The following is a 16,409-nucleotide window of genomic DNA, read 5'->3' on the forward strand; positions in this document are numbered from 1 at the left end:
ACACGTGACGCCAGCCCACCACAATGGCGCCTGCGTCAAGGCCGCGATGGAACGCGCACCAAACTCAGGCCGACGGGCCCAGCACTTCCTGCAACTTGCCGCTGAATTCTCCCAGCGTGAAGGGCTTGGCGATCATGCTCATGCCCTCGGCGAGAAATTCGCCGCGATCACGCGCGGTTTCCGCATAGCCGGTCATAAAGATCACCGGCAGATCGCGACGTGACTGCCGCGCAATTTCCGCCAGCTGGCGCCCGTTGAGTCCCGGCAAGCCCACGTCGGTCACCAGCAGGTCGATCTGTCGCGATGAGGCCAGGATCGGCAGCGCCGCATCGGCGTCGGCCACCACATCGGCCTGATAGCCCAGCTCGTTGAGCAGTTCGGTCACCAGCAGCCGCACCTGTTCGTCGTCTTCCACCACCAACACCTGCTGGCCTTGCCCGGCCAGCACCGCACCGGCCTGCGGCTGCGGCAACGTGGTGTGCGAGTCCACCCCCGCCGGCAGGTACAGGCTGACCGTGGTACCCACGCCGATCTGCGACTCCACCCAGACCTGTCCGTTGGACTGCTGCATGAAGCCATAGATCATCGACATGCCCAGACCGGTGCCCTGCCCGATCGGCTTGGTGGTGTAGAACGGCTCGAACACCCGCTCCAGCACGTCCACCGGCATGCCGGTACCGGTATCGGCAACCGACACCACCGCGTAATTGCCCGGCGCCAGCGTCACTCCACGGCCGAGTTCGAGCGGTTGTGCGTCCACCAGCAGATGACGGGTGGTGATGCGCAGCTGCCCGCCGTCGGGCATCGCATCGCGGGCATTGATGGCCAGGTTGAGCAGCGCGCTTTCCAGCTGGTTTTCATCGACATAGGCCTGCGGCAGCTCTGCGCACAAATCCGTCTCCAGGCGTACCGATTCGCCCAGGGTGCGCATCAGCAACTCCTGCAGCGACACCACCAGGTCGTTCAAATGCAGATGCCGCGCTTCCAGCGATTGCCTGCGCGAAAATGCCAGCAGGCGCTGGGTGAGTGCTGCTGCTCGCAACGCCGAGGCCGAGGCCACGTCCAGAAAGCGTCCCAACCCTTCGGTGCGGCCTTGATCGATGCGCAACCGCGCCAGATCCAGCGCCGACAAAATGCCAGTCAACATGTTGTTGAAATCGTGCGCAATGCCACCGGTGAGCTGGCCCACCGCTTCCATCTTCTGCGCCTGACGCAACGCCGCTTCGCTGGATTCGCGCGCCTGCATCTGCTGCTGCAACTCGACCGTGCGCTCGGCCACCTTGACCTCAAGCAGGCTGGCCTGCTGCTGGATCGACTCCATCGCAAGCGCACGTGCGGTGATATCGGTGGCGAACACGTGGAAGCCATCCACCTGACCTTGGGCATCCAAGCGCGGCATGTAGCGGATCTCTGCATCGCGGCGACGTCCATCGGCATGCGGCCAGCTCGCTTCCATCGTCAACGACTGCCCGGCCAATGCCGCTTCGATCCAGGCACGGCGTTCGGTCACCACGTCGGGGCCGACCACCTCCGCCAACGGCCGCCCGATCACGTCCTCCGGCGGGATGCCGATCCAATCCTCGTACGAGCGGTTGGCGAAGCGATACACCAGGTTCTTGTCGATGAAGGCGATCAGCACCGGCAACGCATCGGTGACCCGGCGCAGTTCGGCTTCGCTCAACGCCAATGCGGCCTTGCTCTCGGCAAGTTGCATCATCTGGTCGCGAATCACCAACTGCTTCTGCCGCGAGCGCAATGCAGTGGAAATGGCGCTCAGCAACGAGGCCGAACTCAGCGGCCGCTCCAGTTCGATGACGTTGGTCATCTCCGGCGGAACATCGGCGCGGCGCCCGGTATGGGTTCCGCGCGGCGCACGCAGCAGCACGAACGGAATATCCGACCATGCGTCCTGCCGCTGCAGAACCTGCGACAACGCATGCAGGTCGCCGCTGATCGCCTCCTCGGTCAACACCACCATGCCGGACGTATCGACCAGATCTTCTGCCAACGCGGACAGAGAGCCATAGACCCGGCGCGTCAGCCCTCGCTGACCGACGATACCGGCAATGCTGTCGGCATCACGACCGAACGGCGCGATGATGTGGACGATGGAACCGTCCGGCTCACAGGTGGTCAAGTGGGCCATCCAGCAGTGGCACGATGTCTCCGACGAAATGCGGGGTACCGGTCAGCACGCCGTGGAACTTGTCCAGCGGCTCGCTCAGCTGGATACCACCGCTGCCGATGCGCAATTCGCGGATCGAATCTTCGTGTGCGCCACTCCGGTTCTTGATCACCGACAAGGCCTTGCGAATCCGCCCTTGCGCCTCGAAGAAGCGGAACAGGATGACGGTGTCGGCCATGTAGGAGATATTGAGATTGCCGGTCGACATCGTGCCCACCAGACCATGCTGGGGATTGATCAAGAACGTGGTGACGCCGCTCTGGTTGAGATACGACAGCAGCTCATGCATCTGCAGCATCAGCTGCTTTTCCTGTGGCATCGACGACAGATAGCCGTTGAGGCTATCGATCACCAGGATGCGGCAGTTGCGCTCCTCGACGCTGGCCCGCACTGCCCAGGCAAACTCGCCGGGAGTCAGCTCGGCCGGGTCCATCTGATGCAGTTCCAGCATGCCCGAGTCCAGATGCTTGCGCAGATCCATGCCCAGGCTCTGCGCGCGCGTCAGCAACGTACCGGTGCGCTCGTCGAACTCCAGGATGCAGCAATGCTCGCCGCGCTCGCAGGCAGCGTTGACGTATTGCAGCGACACATTGGTCTTTCCGGAGCCGGCCGGCCCGGTCAGCAGCGTGCTGGTGCCACGCAACGGCCCTCCGTGCAGCAACGCATCGATGCGCTCCACGCCGCTGGACACCGGGTCGCCGACAAACGGCACATGGTGGTCGGACGCGATCAGGCGCGGATAGATCCGCATGCTGCCGGTGGTGATGGTCAGATCGTGATAACCGGCGATGAAATTCACACCGCGCAGCTTCTGCACCTGCATGCGCCGACGCGCTGCACCGAAGTCCAGCGTCATGCGCTCAAGCGAAATCACCCCATGGCACAGACTGTGCAGATGCGCGTCGCGCTGCCCGTTCTCGCCGGTGAGATCATCGACCAGAAACACGGTGATATTGCGTGGCGCAAAGAATTGCTTGAGCGCCAGCACCTGCCGCCGATAGCGCAGCGCATCCTGCGCCAGCAGCCGTAACTCGGACAGCGAATCGAACACCACGCGCGTCGGCTTGATCCGATCGATCTCGGCCTGGATCAGCTTGACGGTGCCATCGAGCTCCATTTCCCACGGGTGCAGAATGGATTGCTGACGCCCGTCGCCCAGAAATGCCTCGGCCGAAGCGAGCTCGAAAATGCTCAGCGCCTCCAGCGACCAATTGTGCGAGGCAGCGACCTCGTTGAGCTCGTCGATGGTTTCCGACAAGGTCACGTACAGGCAGCTCTCGTTGTTGGCTACGCCATCGAGCAGGAACTGCAGCGCCAACGTGGTCTTGCCCGACCCTGGCTGGCCCTCAAGCAGGTACAGACGATTCGGCGGCAGGCCACCGCGCAGAATGGTGTCGAGCCCCTCGGTCCCAGTGGTGATGCGATTTGCGATCTTAGGCGTCGAATTTTCCATGACGTTAAGTTATCACGCGCACGTAATACTCCGGCGCCCTGGGCTGAACTGATCAGCTTGTTTTGCTTGACGCAATGCGCAAGACCACCCTTTGGTGCGCCTGGCGTTGGGGCTCTTTCAAAGCGGACAGGCCATAGCGAGCGCCAGTATGGCTGGTCACGCAACTGCGCTCCGGCGGCTTTGTGACTCCCACACATCCATCACATGGGCACCGATAGCGTTGCGACTGAAGCAGGTCGCGTTGTCGCGCGTGCTCAAGGACAGCAGTGAACGATGTAACAAGCAACGCACGCATTCTATTGGTCGAAGACGATGATGCAATCCGCGAAATGGCGGCCGATATCCTCGGTGACGAGGGGTATCAGGTGGTCACCTCGGGAGATGCCGAGCAGGCGATGGAACAACTGGCATCGGCGCGCCCCTTCGACCTGCTGTTATCGGATATCTGCCTGCCCGGCATGAATGGCCGCGACCTGGCCGATAACGCGCGCCGCCTGTACCCCGCGTTGCCCATCGTGTTCATCACCGGCTACGCAGGCGCCATTGCCAAACGCGCGGATTTTCTCGATACCGGTATGCGCCTGCTGACCAAGCCATTCTCATTGCGCGACCTGCTGGGCGTCGTAGAAACGGCGCTGTAGGCGAACCCGACTGAGCAATTTCTGCAGGCTGCCGGTTGCGATATCAGGCTTGCCGGCTGCCACAAAGCGCCATCATTGCGGTTGACGCTCCAGTAGTTGCGCCACGCGCTGCTCCAGATCCGCCGCCAGAAACGGCTTGGTCAACACTTCCATGCCGGTGTCCAGTTGCCCTGCGCCCACCGCAGCGGTCGCCGCATAGCCGGTGACGAACAGCACCGGCAATGTGGGGCGATACTGGCGGCCCGCATCGGCGACCTGGCGCCCGTTCAATCCGCCAGTCAGACCGACATCTGTCACCAGCACATCGATGTCTTCATGCGAGCGCAGGCGCTCCACCGCCGCGCTGCCTTCGGCAGTCTCGACAACGCGGTAGCCGGCTTCGGTAAGCACCTCGGACATCAGCACGCGAATCGGGGTTTCATCTTCCACCAGCAACACGGTACGGCTGCGCGCCACCGAGCGCTGCGGTTGCGCATCCGTCGCCAGCACATCCTCGTGCGCGAGCAAACCGCTGAAACGTGGCAGATACAGCGCCATGACGGTCCCGACGCCCACTTCCGAATCGATCCGTACATGGCCACCGGATTGCCGGGTAAACCCGTAGATCATCGACAACCCCAGCCCGGTGCCCTGCCCGATCGGCTTGGTGGTGAAGAACGGCTCGAACACCTTGGCCATCACCTCGGCGGTCATGCCGGTTCCGGTGTCCTGCACGCTCAAGCACACGTAGTCGCCAGCCGGCATGTCCAGTTGCTGGGCAGCGCTGTCATCCAGCGCACGGTTGTGGATGCCGATGGTGAGCTCGCCACCATCCGGCATGGCATCGCGCGCGTTGATGCACAGGTTGAGCAGTGCGTTTTCCAGCTGCGGCGCATCCACCAGCACCTTCCACAGGTCGTCCGCCGAACGCTGCTGCAAGACGATCGACGGACCCAGCGTGCGCGCGATGATGTCGTGCATGCCGCGCACCAGCGATTCCACGTCCAGCGCGGTCGGCGCCAATGTCTGCCGACGCGAGAACGCCAGCAGGCGCTGGGTCAGTGCCGTGGCACGCGCCGCGCTGGATTGCGCCATCTCCACGTAGCGCTCCAGGCGGTCGTACTTGCCTTGTTCGATGCGCGTCTGCAGCAGTTCCAATCCGACACTGATCGCGGTCAGCAGATTATTGAAATCGTGCGCCAGTCCACCGGTCAGTTGCCCGACCGCTTCCATCTTCTGGCTCTGGCGCAGCTTTTCTTCGGCCAGCAACAGCGCGGCGCTGCGTTCGCGCACGCGCTCTTCCAGGGTTTCGGTGAGCTGGCGCAGCTGTTCTTCGGCCATGCGCTTATCGGTGATGTCGGCCGCAGTCCCGAACCACTCCACGATCTGCTCGCGCTCATCGAGCAACGGAATCGCGCGCATCAAGGTCCAGCCGACGCTCTGCGCGGGCCCGCGCACGCGGTATTCGATATCCACGCCGGTCTTGTCGGCAATCGCGGTGGCAATCGCCTGCGCCAGACGCGCGCGATCGTCCGGGTGCACCCTGTCCTGCTGCCAGTAAGGCGTGGCCGGCAGCGCATCGCGCAGTGCGCCATCGCCCACCAACTGGCGCAACTCACGCCAATCGGCGCTGGCCGAAAAGATCGATTGCGACGCCGCACGGACCAGCGCATCGAGCCGCCGCTCGCTCTTGCGCAGCGCCTCGCTGGCCAGCCGCTCGGCGGTTCGGTCGCGCAGCACCTTGACGAAGCCGATCGCCGCGCCGGTTTCGTCGCGCAGCACCATCAACGAACCGTTGGCCCAGAAACGCTCGCCGGACTTGCGCAGATGCCAGCGTTCGTCCATGCCGCTGCCGCTTTCCAGCGCGGCAGCCGCCTCGATCAAGATCTGCCGGCGTGCAACGTCTTCCGGGGTAAAGGTGCGCTCCAGCGATTGGCCGAGCATTTCGGCCTCGCTCCAGCCCAGAGTGCGCTGCGCTCCCTCGTTCCATGTGGTGACCAGACCCTGCAGATCCGTGGCGATGATCGCGTAGTCCATCACGCTGTCGAGGATCTGCCGGTTGCGCACCTCGGCCTCGCGCACGGCGCGTTCCAGGCTGATGCGATCGGTGATGTCCAGGCCCTGCACGAAGATGCCGGAGACAGCGCCATCGGCGCCGGCAATCGGCTGATAGACCAGATCCAGCAGACGCCGCTCTATCGGCCCGCCCGGCACCGACTGCACGTTGTAGGGCAGCGCATTGGCCGAATACGCGCGCCCGGAGCGATACACCTCGTCCAGGCGCTGCAAATGCCCTTGTTCGACCGCGTCGGGCTGCGCTTCGGCCAGCGGACGTCCGATCACGTCACGGTGGCCGATCAGGCGCGAATAGCACGGGTTGGCGAACTCGATCCGGTGCTGTGGCCCGCTCAGGAAGGCCATGAACATCGGCGCCTGCTCGAACAACCGGATCAGCCGCTCATGTTCATCGGCCAGGCGGTTCTGCGCCAGCTTGCGATCGGTCACTTCGTTGGTGACGCAGAACGCGCCGCCTACGCGGCCATCGTCCAGGTAGATCGGCGAGAACGAGAAGGTCCACCAGGTATCTTCCGGCGCACCGTAGCGGTTCATGCCGATCGGCACTTCCTCGAAGCGCGACGCGCGCCCGGCAAACGCGTCCTCGACCGGCGCACGCACCGCCTCCCAGGCATCGGCCCACAGCTCGCGCAACGGCGCGCCCAAGGCCTGCGCTTGCCGCGGCCCCAGGATCGGGGCGTAAGCATCGTTGTAGAAGAAGATCAGTTGCTCGCCCCACACCACATACATGCTTTCCGGCGAACTGAGCAGCAGATTGACCGCATTGCGCAGCGCCGATGGCCATTGCGCACAAGGCCCCAACGGCGTGGATGTCCAGTCGTACGCACGCACCTCCTGCGCCATGGCGCTGTCGCCATGCGGGAACGCCGTGCTCATGCGGCGTGCTGCCGCGCAACGAACCTGCCGCACTCCCGGCGCGTATCGCCATGCGCGCATGCAGCGCAGATCGCGGCCAGATTACCCATCAACCAGTCGTGCATCTTTTCGAACCATTGAAAGAGATCAGTTACCACCCGTGCCCAGCGCCTGCGAAAGCGGCTAGCCGTCAGCCGCGTCCCATCCGGGGAGACGGTATCCAGCAGGCGCGCGCAGTCTCGCGCCGGCCCACCATCTTACGGTACAGGACCGCTGTGACGATGGGCATCAAGCCCGGCCGACACGCGTCCAGGCCAGCAGCGGCGCCGCGCCAGCAGCCTGCAGGAAGGCAACGACCACGCCTTGCCGCCCTGACCGCAGCACCAGGACGATCAAGGACGCCCGGTGCGCGTGCGGCGCCGATAAAATCGCGCAATGGCCGCAAGGTATTGCACGGTTGCGCACATCCAGGATCGACATGAACTCATCCCCCTGGCCGCGGTGGCACCGGGTTACCTGGCCAATCACGCGACACGGGTCTTCAATCGGCTGGTCGATGCACAGCTGCCGCCGCATGGCGTCTCGTTGACATTGATCGGCCCGATCATACTGCTGTCCTGGAAAGGCCCGATGTTGCAACGCCACCTGCCCGGCGAAAACGACCCGCGGTGGATGGATCTGACCATCGCCTACTTCACCATTGCACGCACCCCCGACGACGACCGTCTGTGGCGCTGGCATCACGCCACTGGCGGCCGCAGCATTTCGTTACGGCCGGATCGGCACGGCACCGCACGCGCCATCCGCTGTCTGTAAAAACAGCCCGAAGGCGAGCAGGAGTGGAGCGTCGAACAACAAAAACCCTATCTGCACGCGCGCTGCGCCGATGCCGGCTGGCAGGCGGCACGTGTGCTGGATGGCATGAACAGTACCGATGATTTTTACTTCGCTGCCTTGCGGCAAGTGCGCGTGCAACGCTGGCACAAGGGGCGTGTGGCACTGACCGGCGATGCAGCCTGGTGCGCGACACCGCTGGCCGGTATCGGCACCACGTTGGCGGTTACCGGCGGGTATGTCCTGGCAAACGAGATCGCCTGCAACGACACCCTGGGGAGCGCATTTGCCACCTACGCCGCCGCCATGCAGTCGATGGTCGATGGTCGAACAAGGCCAGGGCGCTCCGAGAATCGGGCAGCGACTGATGAACCCACATGGCCGGCTTGGCATTCGGCTGCTGCAGGGCGCGTTGACATCCACCAGTCGGCCGAGCGTACGGAATTCCGCCGCAACGCTGATGACGCCGTTGATCGAGGCACCAAATCTGTCGGGCGACGACCGAAACCGACCACTGCACAATCGCCAGTGCCCTCGCTGCGGATGGCAAAACGCGATGACGGCAATGCCCTGCGGCAGAGGGCATTGCCACGCTGGGGCGCCCCTGCCCTGCTGATTCCACGGCTGCCCGCAGACACGTTGACTCACCTGCAAACGCCGCCTCGCCTGGCGGGCTGACGGCATTGCACCGCGCGCGTCAGCGCACGTCCGATTGCACGGCGGTCGAAGATCCGCACCGACAGCGGGTTGCAGACCCACACATACAGCGGCGCGCCTGATCGTGGCGCGATGCGTGCAACCACCGGACCCAGAGCAACCGCACCTGAATCAAACGAACCCAACCGTTTCATTTCCCGCGGTTGCGGTCGCTAACCAACGCGTCGAGACACGTCCGTAGCAGCGCTAGCGCCGCTGACGCATTGGTGTCCCGAGTGCCTTCGCCTCCCTGCTGTCGCCGGGAATTTCCCGCTCTCCCGCTAGTCGGATCACCGATAGAACCCCTATGTCCTTCTTTTCGAATCTGCGCATCGGTCAGCGCCTGGCGCTTGGCTTCCTCGCGATCATCGTGCTGATGGTGATGCTGACCGTCGTCGGTATTCAGCGCGTACAGAGCATCGACCAGCAACTCACTGCCATCAACCAGGTCAACAGCGTCAAGCAACGCTATGCCATCAACTTCCGCGGCAGCGTCCACGACCGCGCGATCGCCTTGCGCGACGTGGTACTGATGGACGACCCGGCAGACCGCCGCGCCGCCGAGCAATCGATCGACAAACTGGCGGCGGACTACGCACGTTCTGCACAGCCGCTGGACGACATGATCGCGGCGTCTTCGGATCCGAAGGAGAACGCCATTCTCCAGCAGATCAAGGCCATCGAGCAACGCACCATTCCCTTGATCGCGCAAGTGCGCGCGTTCCGCGATGCATCAGACAAACCGCACGCAGAGCAACGCCTGCTGCAGGAGGCACGTCCCGCCTTCATCGCCTGGTTGGCCAGCATCAACGCCTTTATCGACTTGCAGGAAGCCAAGAACGGCGAAGCGGCCAAAGATGCCATGGCCAGCGCACGCGGCTTTGCGATGCTCATGGTGATCTCCACGGTAATCGCTTTGTTGCTGGGCGCGACGATTGCATGGTTGCTGACACGCAGCGTGGTGCTGCCGCTGCGTCAATCGCTGCGCCTGGCAGAGCGCATCAACGACGGCGATTTGCGCAGCCAGGACATCACGACCGGCAAGGACGAATCCGGACAACTGCTGCGCGCCATGCAGCAGATGCAGCGTCGCCTGCAAGAGGTGATCTCCGCGCAACGCCACATGGCCGCCCGTCACGACGCAGGTGAGATCAGCTACCGCACCGACGCGCAGCAGTTTCCCGGCGAATATGCGCATATGGTGCAGGACACCAATGCGTTGGTGCATGCGCACGTGCAGACTCAGCTGCGCATCACCGAGGTCATGGGCAGCTATGCCATCGGCGATCTGGCACCGGAAATCGAGCAGTATCCCGGCGAAAAAGCCGCCATCACCGCTACCATGCAGCAGGTCAAGCAGAACCTGCGCGCCATCAACGTGCAGATCCAGCAACTCACCCAGGCGGCATGCGCCGGCAACTTCGCGCTGCGCGGCCAGCCGGAAAAGTTCGAGCACGACTTCCGCCTGATGGTCGAAAACCTCAACACCATGATGGGCACCTCCGACAGCAACCTGAGCAAGTTTTCCGACTTGCTGCACTCGGTCGCCGATGGCGATTTGACCGTGCGCATGTCCGGCAACTTCCACGGCGTCTTTGCCTCCATGCGCGACGACGCCAACAGCACCGTGCACCGCCTCACCGATATCGTCACGCATATCCAGACCACGTCCAACAGCATCGACTTTGCCGCCGAAGATATCGCCACAGGCAACCAGGAACTGGCGCGACGCAGCGAACTGCAGGCAGCCAGCCTGGAGCGCACTGCAGTGTCGATGAAAGCCCTGACGTCCACCGTCAAACAGAACGCCGAGCATGCAGGTCGCGCCAATCAACTCGCACTCGGCGCAGCTTCGATCGCCTCGGAAGGTCGCGATGTGGTCGGCCAGGTCGTGGAAAAAATGTCTGGTATCGAAGCGGCGTCCAGGCGCATTGCCGACATCATTTCGGTCATCGACGGCATCGCCTTCCAGACCAACATCCTCGCCCTCAACGCTGCTGTGGAAGCCGCGCGCGCAGGCGAACAAGGACGCGGCTTCGCTGTCGTGGCCTCGGAAGTGCGCACGCTCTCGCACCGCTCATCGGATGCCGCGAAAGAAATCAAACGCCTGATCGACGACTCCGTGCAACGCGTGGCCGACGGCTCTGCGCTGGTACACAAGGCCGGCACCACCATGGGCGAGGTCGTCACCAGCGTCCAGCACGTCACCGACATCATGGGCCACATCTCGGCCGCCTCGCAGGAACAAGCCAGCGGCATCGAACAGGTCAACCAGACCATCGCCCAAATGGACGAAACCACCCAGCAAAACGTCAGCCTGGTCGAAGCTGCGAGCACCGCCGCACACTCGCTGGAAGAGCACTCCACCCAACTTATGCGGGCTGTTGAGGTGTTCAAGGTCAAGGTCGCGGTGGTGTAATCGATATCGAATGACAGGGGCCCATATCGGGCAAGTCTCTACGTTACGATGCGACTGTTTTTAGGGGTTGGGTCATCGCTGGCGGAAAGACCAACGCCCAGCGGGAGAGCCGATGAGATGCTGGGGAATTCGCATCGGGTTGTGTCCCGATTTGCGTCCTGCCTTTTCTCTCCCAGAAAAGCAAAACCCCCTGATAAATCAGGGGGTTTGCGAGACCTGGCGGAGAGAGTGAAAGTATCCGCCATATCCAACCGCATCCCATGCGATCCAGCGAAAAACGTAACATGTTGATATTTAAGACTTCACATGTCCAATGGCGTCCAGTGTAGTACCATCCAATCGCCCCCACTCTCGTTGGCATAGATGTTGGAATTGATTCCGGCAGGCCAGTTGGAAAGCGGTAGGGCGGGATGATGGAACGATGCCGAAACAGACAAAAGAATTGGCCGCAGTGATGGTGCCGCGACTCCCATCCGGCTTACACGCCGCTGGCGGTGCTACGGGACTGTATTTGAGAGTGAGCGCGACCGGCGCACGCAGCTGGGTGCTGCGCGTGATGGTCGGCAACCGCCGCCGTGACATGGGCCTGGGTGGCTGGCCCGACGTTCCGTTGGCAGAAGCGCGTGAGCGCGCCCGCGTGGCACGCCGCAAGATCGAGGAAGGCATTGACCCTATCGAGCAGCGCAAAGCTGCGCGTGGCAAGTTGAAGACCACGCCCACATTCAAGTGGTGCGCAGAGCAGACAATCGAAGCCAAGCGCCACGAATGGAAGTCGGCGAAACACGGTGACCAATGGCGCAGCACTTTGGCGACCTACGCGTTCCCCACGCTGGCTGGCATGCCTGTCGATCAGGTGCAATTGCCACACGTTGTTGGCGTGTTGTCGCCGATCTGGACAACCAAAACGGAGAGCGCCAGCCGGCTGCGCATGCGTATTGAAGCAGTGCTGGCGTGGGCAACGGCAAGCGGTTACCGCAAAGGTGATAACCCGGCGCGCTGGCGTGGAAATCTGGATGCGGTTCTGCCGAAACCCGGCAAGGTGAAAAAGACCACGCACCACGCAGCCGTCCCAATAGATGCCATGCCCGAGTTCATGGCAACGCTGCGAAAACGCGAGGGGATCAGCGCACGCGCCCTTGAGTTCGTAATTCTGACCGCCACGCGATCCGGTGAGGTACGCGGCGCGGCGTGGGACGAAATTCAAGGCGATACGTGGATCATCCCCAGCGAGCGCATGAAGGCCGGAAAGGAACACCGCGTCCCGCTATCGCCACGCGCCTTACAGATTCTTTCCGCCCTGCCCCGCATGGCCGGATGCAGCTATATCTTCCCCGGCGTGCGTGGCGGCGCACTGTCCGACATGTCGCTGTCCGCCGTGATGAAGCGCATGGAGGTGGATGCCGTACCGCACGGCTTCCGCTCCACGTTCCGCGACTGGTGTAGCGAACGCACAGACTATCCCCGCGACGTTGCGGAAATGGCCTTGGCGCACACAATTGGAAACAAAGTTGAAGCCGCATATCGGCGTGGCGATCTGTTCGACAAGCGCCGCCAAATGATGCTGGATTGGGAGAAATTCGCATGTCAGTGAAGAAGCGCGGACGCCCACCACGATGGAACGATGCAGCCGCAGGGCTTTTTGACATGATTGCGCCGGAAGACTACGACCGACTCATGACGGCAGGCAATTTGGAGGATGAGCGCGACGTTGCACCAGATGCTGCCGCAAAGCTGATTTGGTGGGCTTATGTAGGCCATGTGTGGCGGGAGAAAAATGAAAACGGCAAAACAAAGAAGACGCCCGATGAAGTTTTGGCCTACTTGACCCTAGCGCTCACTGATTCGTCGCACGAACATCATGCGCATTACGCAGCTATGGCCAAAGAAATCGCTAGCGTAGTGATTGAAGATGCCAAGCTAAACCGATTGGAGAGAGGTAAGTTTAGGGCCGCGCTTAGAGAGAAAATTGTTTCGCAATGGGATGCTTCCCTCGATAAGTTGGAGCGTGCGAGGAAGGGGCGCTGAATTCTTGCGGGAATTTTTTCGACCCGCATCCCGAAGCTGTCAAAGATACGTCTCCACAGTCCGAGACGGTCCCATGAAATCCAAAAACATCGACTTTAATACCGCGCCTGACAGCGCACTGATTCGCCAGCCCGCTGTCCTCTCAATCATTCCTCTTGGCCGTTCCACCATGTGGGCGCGCGTGAAATCTGGGGAGTTTCCTGCACCAATCAAGGTCAGCCCCGGTATTACCGCGTGGCGGTTGGGCGACGTGCGCCGCTGGCTGGATGAGGTGGCGGCATGAGCGGCCTTGATCATTCCGAGCTGATCGATGCAATGGAAGCTGATCACAAACCCAAGCGCACTGAGCGCGCGCATTTCCGCGGCTATATCCATGCCCTTGCGGTAGCGGCTGAGGGGAGTTTGGAGCAACTCGACTTTTTTGTGCCGCCTGCTGCAATGCATGCCGCCGTTGCATTGATGGTCGTCCAGCGCGTCGAGCCTGCACTGAAACAAGAAATAACTATCGCAATGGGCTTACTGCTAGCCCCCTATCACGAAGCCCATGTGCGCAATAAGGGGGCTGCCCATGAAGCTGCAACCGCATGAGTTGAACTTTATCCCGGAAAGTCACCTGTTCCACCTGGCCCAGAAATACAACTGGGACAAGGTTCAAGAAGAGTGGGTGCGTGCTTATAGCGTGCTATCTATCCGCGCCGGGCTCAATCCCCAATCCCGCAAACTGTTGGACTCGCTTTATTCCTACAACGCCCGCGCCCTGTACGTCGATTCGCAGCTGAACCGCGATCCCGCAGTGCGCCGTGCAGCGTTGGATGCGGCCATCACGCTGGCGACGCTCGGCAAGAGGTAATCCCCATGAAATTCGATGAAGCGATTGGTGGGCTGCGAAGCCTGCCGGCGTGGGGCCACTTTGCGCTCACGCCAGACGGCGCCAAGTTCAAGAAGATGCCAGTCGGATCGAACGGAATTCACTCGTTCGATATGACGTACGATCAGGCGGTCATCACGCTCCAGCCTGGTCACGCGCTGGGCTTCCGCTTCGATGCTGGGTGCGGCTACTTCCTGTTGGACCTCGATCATGTGCGCGAAGGTGATAATTGGTCCGCCGAGGCCAAAGCCTTGTGTGCGCGCTTCCCTGGCGCGTTCGTTGAGGTGTCCAGCAGCTGCACCGGACTGCACGTCATTGGTCGCCTTGCCGGCCCGGTGCCACGACATTCCACTCGTAGCGCGGTGGGCGAGCTGTACACCCAAGCCCGTGGCATCGCCTTCGGCCTGAGCGGCCAAGCGGTGGGCAATGCTGACACATTATGTGATGTCGCCTTCGCGCAGCTTGTGGCCGATCACTTCCAGCCGCGCCGCCTACCTACTCTTCCCGGTACAGGCACAGGGGCGCGCCGCGCAGAGTGGCGTGGCCCGGAAGACGATGATGTGTTGATTGAACGCATGCTGCGCGCCAAGCCTTCCGCAGCCGCTGCGTTCGGAACGCGTGCAACGCTGCGTGCGCTCTGGGAGGGGACAACCGATCAAAACAGTGAGCATGACGCCGCGCTCGCGCAGCACCTTGCATTCTGGACCGGCTGCGATGCACCACGCATCGAGCGCATGATGCGTCGCAGTGGTCTGAGGCGCGCCAAGTGGGACGATCACCATAGTTACCTGAGCGGCACCATCGCCAAGGCATGCGCATTGCAGGAGCGCGTGTACGTAGAGAAGCCCGCCACGCAGTTGGTGTTCCAGTCCGACTCGCAACACGATCCGGTCAGCGAGTTAGGTAACGCGCAGCGCCTGTGCCAGTTGGCCGATGATCGCTTGATGTTCGTGCAAGGCTTGGGCTGGCACGCGTGGGATGCCGGTCCCTGGGTGCAGGACGATCACGTTGTGGCGCTATTCTCGTACAAGCTGGGCGCGGTTATTCGCGCCGAGGCCGATGCACTGAACGCATGGGTGGCGGAAGCAGTGGGCGACAAGCAAGAACGCGAACGCCGGGAGAAGGTGCAGAAAGCGCGCTATGCGTGGGCGCGTGTCAGCGAGAACCGCGCCACGATAAATAACACGCTGGCACTGGCCGAGCCGTACTTTTCCCAGCCAGCTGAGGCCATAGACGCAAAGCCGTTACTGATCGGCCTTCGTAACGGCGTCTATAACCTTGCCAGCGGTGTGTTCCGTGAGCATGCGCGCGACGACCTACTGACCAAGGTGGCGAGCGTGGATTTCCACGCGGATGCGCGTTCACCGCTGTGGGACGGGTTCGTTCATCGCATCATGGGTGCGCGTCCGGAAATGGTGCGCTATCTGCGACAGCTGGCCGGCTACATGCTGAGCGGTGTTCGCACGCAGCACATTCTACCTATCGCCTTCGGCTCAGGAGCGAACGGCAAATCTACGTTCCTGGGCGCACTGCAAGCGCTCATGGGCGACTATGCCGGCGTGGCTGCGCCGGGCTTGCTGATTGCAAACCCTCTGCAGCAGCATCCAACGGGCGTTGCCTCACTACATGGCAAGCGCCTTGTGGTCGCCAGCGAAACCGGCGAAGGGGCGCGGTTGAACGAGGATCTGGTAAAGCAGCTCACAGGTGGAGACAAGCTGACAGCGCGATTGATGCGTGGCGACTTTTTCGAGTTCGTTCCCACGCATCTGCTTTTCCTACAAACCAATCACCGGCCGCGCATCCGTGGCAACGATGATGGCATTTGGCGGCGATTAAAGTTGGTCCCTTTCACGCAGACGATCCCTGCCAATGAGCGCGATGCGAGTCTGCCTGAAAAGTTGCTTGGCGAGCTTCCGGGAATCTTGAACTGGTGCCTGGATGGCTGGGCGGATTACCACGCGCATGGTTTCGTTGAACCTGCGGATGTGGCGTTGGCGACCAGCGAATACCGCACGGACAGTGATCACGTCGGCACGTTCATTGATGAGCGGTGTGTGATCGATGGAATTTCCGCCGTGCCAGCAGCGTTCCTGTATTCGGCGTACAAGGCATGGTGCACGGAAGCGGGAGAGCATGCCTTGTCACAGAGAACACTGGGGCAGCGGTTGGCGGAACGGCCTGAGAATTTCCAGTCAATCAAGGGAACAGCGGGGGCTAGATTTTGGCGCGGCCTGAAAATTATCCACGCGGGGGCTTGATGTGCCACTTGCGCCACTTGCACCATTAGGGAACCTCTGAACAACGCACCACAGATACGCGACACTACCCGCCTGATGTTGAGGAGTGATCCATGCAACTGACGTTCGGTGACGCTGAGG

At 62.2% G+C, this 16,409-nt stretch carries 12 protein-coding genes and 2 pseudogenes; 10 read left to right on the forward strand and 4 right to left on the reverse strand.

Features of this window, described 5'->3' with window-relative positions; all coding sequences use genetic code 11:
- Positions 1-64 precede the first annotated feature (64 nt).
- Positions 65-2,137, reverse strand: a complete 2,073-nt coding sequence (locus GGR61_RS18770) for a PAS domain-containing protein (protein ID WP_184623267.1) — start codon at positions 2,135-2,137, stop codon at positions 65-67.
- On the reverse strand, positions 2,124-3,638 hold the full coding sequence (locus GGR61_RS18775) for an ATPase domain-containing protein (protein ID WP_184409025.1): 1,515 nt from the start codon (positions 3,636-3,638) through the stop codon (positions 2,124-2,126). Before GGR61_RS18775 ends, GGR61_RS18770 begins: the two co-directional genes overlap by 14 nt.
- A 329-nt stretch (positions 3,639-3,967) precedes the next feature.
- Here GGR61_RS18775 and GGR61_RS18780 point away from each other — a divergent pair, with 329 nt between their 5' ends.
- Positions 3,968-4,279, forward strand: a complete 312-nt coding sequence (locus GGR61_RS18780) for a response regulator (RefSeq protein WP_260288733.1) — start codon at positions 3,968-3,970, stop codon at positions 4,277-4,279.
- A gap of 72 nt (positions 4,280-4,351) precedes the next feature.
- Here the strand turns inward: GGR61_RS18780 and GGR61_RS18785 are convergent, their stop codons facing one another.
- Positions 4,352-7,210, reverse strand: coding sequence for a PAS domain-containing protein (locus GGR61_RS18785; protein WP_184623269.1), 2,859 nt, complete (start codon positions 7,208-7,210; stop codon positions 4,352-4,354).
- A 267-nt stretch (positions 7,211-7,477) separates the two neighbouring features.
- Positions 7,478-7,669, reverse strand: a complete 192-nt coding sequence (locus GGR61_RS18790) for a hypothetical protein (protein WP_184623286.1) — start codon at positions 7,667-7,669, stop codon at positions 7,478-7,480.
- On the opposite strand from GGR61_RS18790, the pseudogene GGR61_RS21280 reads away from it, so the two are divergent.
- From GGR61_RS21280 to GGR61_RS18830, 9 genes and pseudogenes are all read left to right on the forward strand, one after another.
- Positions 7,655-7,831 (forward strand): annotated as a pseudogene (locus GGR61_RS21280) (MarR family transcriptional regulator); the annotation flags it as partial. The gene GGR61_RS18790 and the pseudogene GGR61_RS21280 overlap by 15 nt on opposite strands.
- 6 nt (positions 7,832-7,837) lie before the next feature.
- A pseudogene (locus tag GGR61_RS18795) lies at positions 7,838-8,516 on the forward strand (FAD-dependent monooxygenase); the annotation flags it as partial.
- Between the two features lie 510 nt (positions 8,517-9,026).
- Positions 9,027-11,138 carry a methyl-accepting chemotaxis protein gene (locus GGR61_RS18800; RefSeq protein WP_184623270.1) on the forward strand — a complete coding sequence of 704 codons (2,112 nt, stop codon included), beginning with the start codon at positions 9,027-9,029 and terminating at the stop codon, positions 11,136-11,138.
- A gap of 421 nt (positions 11,139-11,559) precedes the next feature.
- Positions 11,560-12,729 carry a site-specific integrase gene (locus GGR61_RS18805; RefSeq protein ID WP_184623272.1) on the forward strand — a complete coding sequence of 390 codons (1,170 nt, stop codon included), beginning with the start codon at positions 11,560-11,562 and terminating at the stop codon, positions 12,727-12,729.
- Positions 12,720-13,163, forward strand: a complete 444-nt coding sequence (locus GGR61_RS18810) for a hypothetical protein (protein WP_184623274.1) — start codon at positions 12,720-12,722, stop codon at positions 13,161-13,163. The genes GGR61_RS18805 and GGR61_RS18810 overlap by 10 nt, the downstream gene beginning before the upstream one ends.
- Before the next feature lie 73 nt (positions 13,164-13,236).
- Entirely contained in the window at positions 13,237-13,446 is a 210-nt protein-coding gene (locus GGR61_RS18815; protein ID WP_184623276.1) for an AlpA family phage regulatory protein, read from the forward strand.
- Positions 13,443-13,751 carry a hypothetical protein gene (locus tag GGR61_RS18820; RefSeq protein WP_184623278.1) on the forward strand — a complete coding sequence of 103 codons (309 nt, stop codon included), beginning with the start codon at positions 13,443-13,445 and terminating at the stop codon, positions 13,749-13,751. Before GGR61_RS18815 ends, GGR61_RS18820 begins: the two co-directional genes overlap by 4 nt.
- Positions 13,732-14,013, forward strand: a complete 282-nt coding sequence (locus GGR61_RS18825; RefSeq protein ID WP_184623280.1) for a hypothetical protein — start codon at positions 13,732-13,734, stop codon at positions 14,011-14,013. Before GGR61_RS18820 ends, GGR61_RS18825 begins: the two co-directional genes overlap by 20 nt.
- A 5-nt stretch (positions 14,014-14,018) precedes the next feature.
- The gene (locus GGR61_RS18830) at positions 14,019-16,289 is read left to right on the forward strand and encodes a phage/plasmid primase, P4 family (RefSeq protein ID WP_184623282.1); all 2,271 of its coding nucleotides are present in this window, start codon (positions 14,019-14,021) and stop codon (positions 16,287-16,289) included.
- The last annotated feature ends 120 nt before the right edge of the window (positions 16,290-16,409 follow it).

The sequence above is a fragment of the Xanthomonas sp. 3058 genome (assembly GCF_014199765.1).
GTDB classification, from domain to species: domain Bacteria; phylum Pseudomonadota; class Gammaproteobacteria; order Xanthomonadales; family Xanthomonadaceae; genus Xanthomonas; species Xanthomonas campestris_B.

What these genes read in the sequence shown, in the direction of transcription:
- GGR61_RS18775 (WP_184409025.1), bottom strand. Translation starts at nt 3,638, where the DNA reads ATGGAAAATTCGACGCCTAAGATCGCAAATCGCATCACCACTGGGACC.
- GGR61_RS18780 (WP_260288733.1), top strand. Translation starts at nt 3,968, where the DNA reads ATGGCGGCCGATATCCTCGGTGACGAGGGGTATCAGGTGGTCACCTCG.
- GGR61_RS18785 (WP_184623269.1), bottom strand. Translation starts at nt 7,210, where the DNA reads ATGAGCACGGCGTTCCCGCATGGCGACAGCGCCATGGCGCAGGAGGTG.
- GGR61_RS18790 (WP_184623286.1), bottom strand. Translation starts at nt 7,669, where the DNA reads ATGTCGATCCTGGATGTGCGCAACCGTGCAATACCTTGCGGCCATTGC.
- GGR61_RS18800 (WP_184623270.1), top strand. Translation starts at nt 9,027, where the DNA reads ATGTCCTTCTTTTCGAATCTGCGCATCGGTCAGCGCCTGGCGCTTGGC.
- GGR61_RS18805 (WP_184623272.1), top strand. Translation starts at nt 11,560, where the DNA reads ATGCCGAAACAGACAAAAGAATTGGCCGCAGTGATGGTGCCGCGACTC.
- GGR61_RS18810 (WP_184623274.1), top strand. Translation starts at nt 12,720, where the DNA reads ATGTCAGTGAAGAAGCGCGGACGCCCACCACGATGGAACGATGCAGCC.
- GGR61_RS18815 (WP_184623276.1), top strand. Translation starts at nt 13,237, where the DNA reads ATGAAATCCAAAAACATCGACTTTAATACCGCGCCTGACAGCGCACTG.
- GGR61_RS18820 (WP_184623278.1), top strand. Translation starts at nt 13,443, where the DNA reads ATGAGCGGCCTTGATCATTCCGAGCTGATCGATGCAATGGAAGCTGAT.
- GGR61_RS18825 (WP_184623280.1), top strand. Translation starts at nt 13,732, where the DNA reads ATGAAGCTGCAACCGCATGAGTTGAACTTTATCCCGGAAAGTCACCTG.
- GGR61_RS18830 (WP_184623282.1), top strand. Translation starts at nt 14,019, where the DNA reads ATGAAATTCGATGAAGCGATTGGTGGGCTGCGAAGCCTGCCGGCGTGG.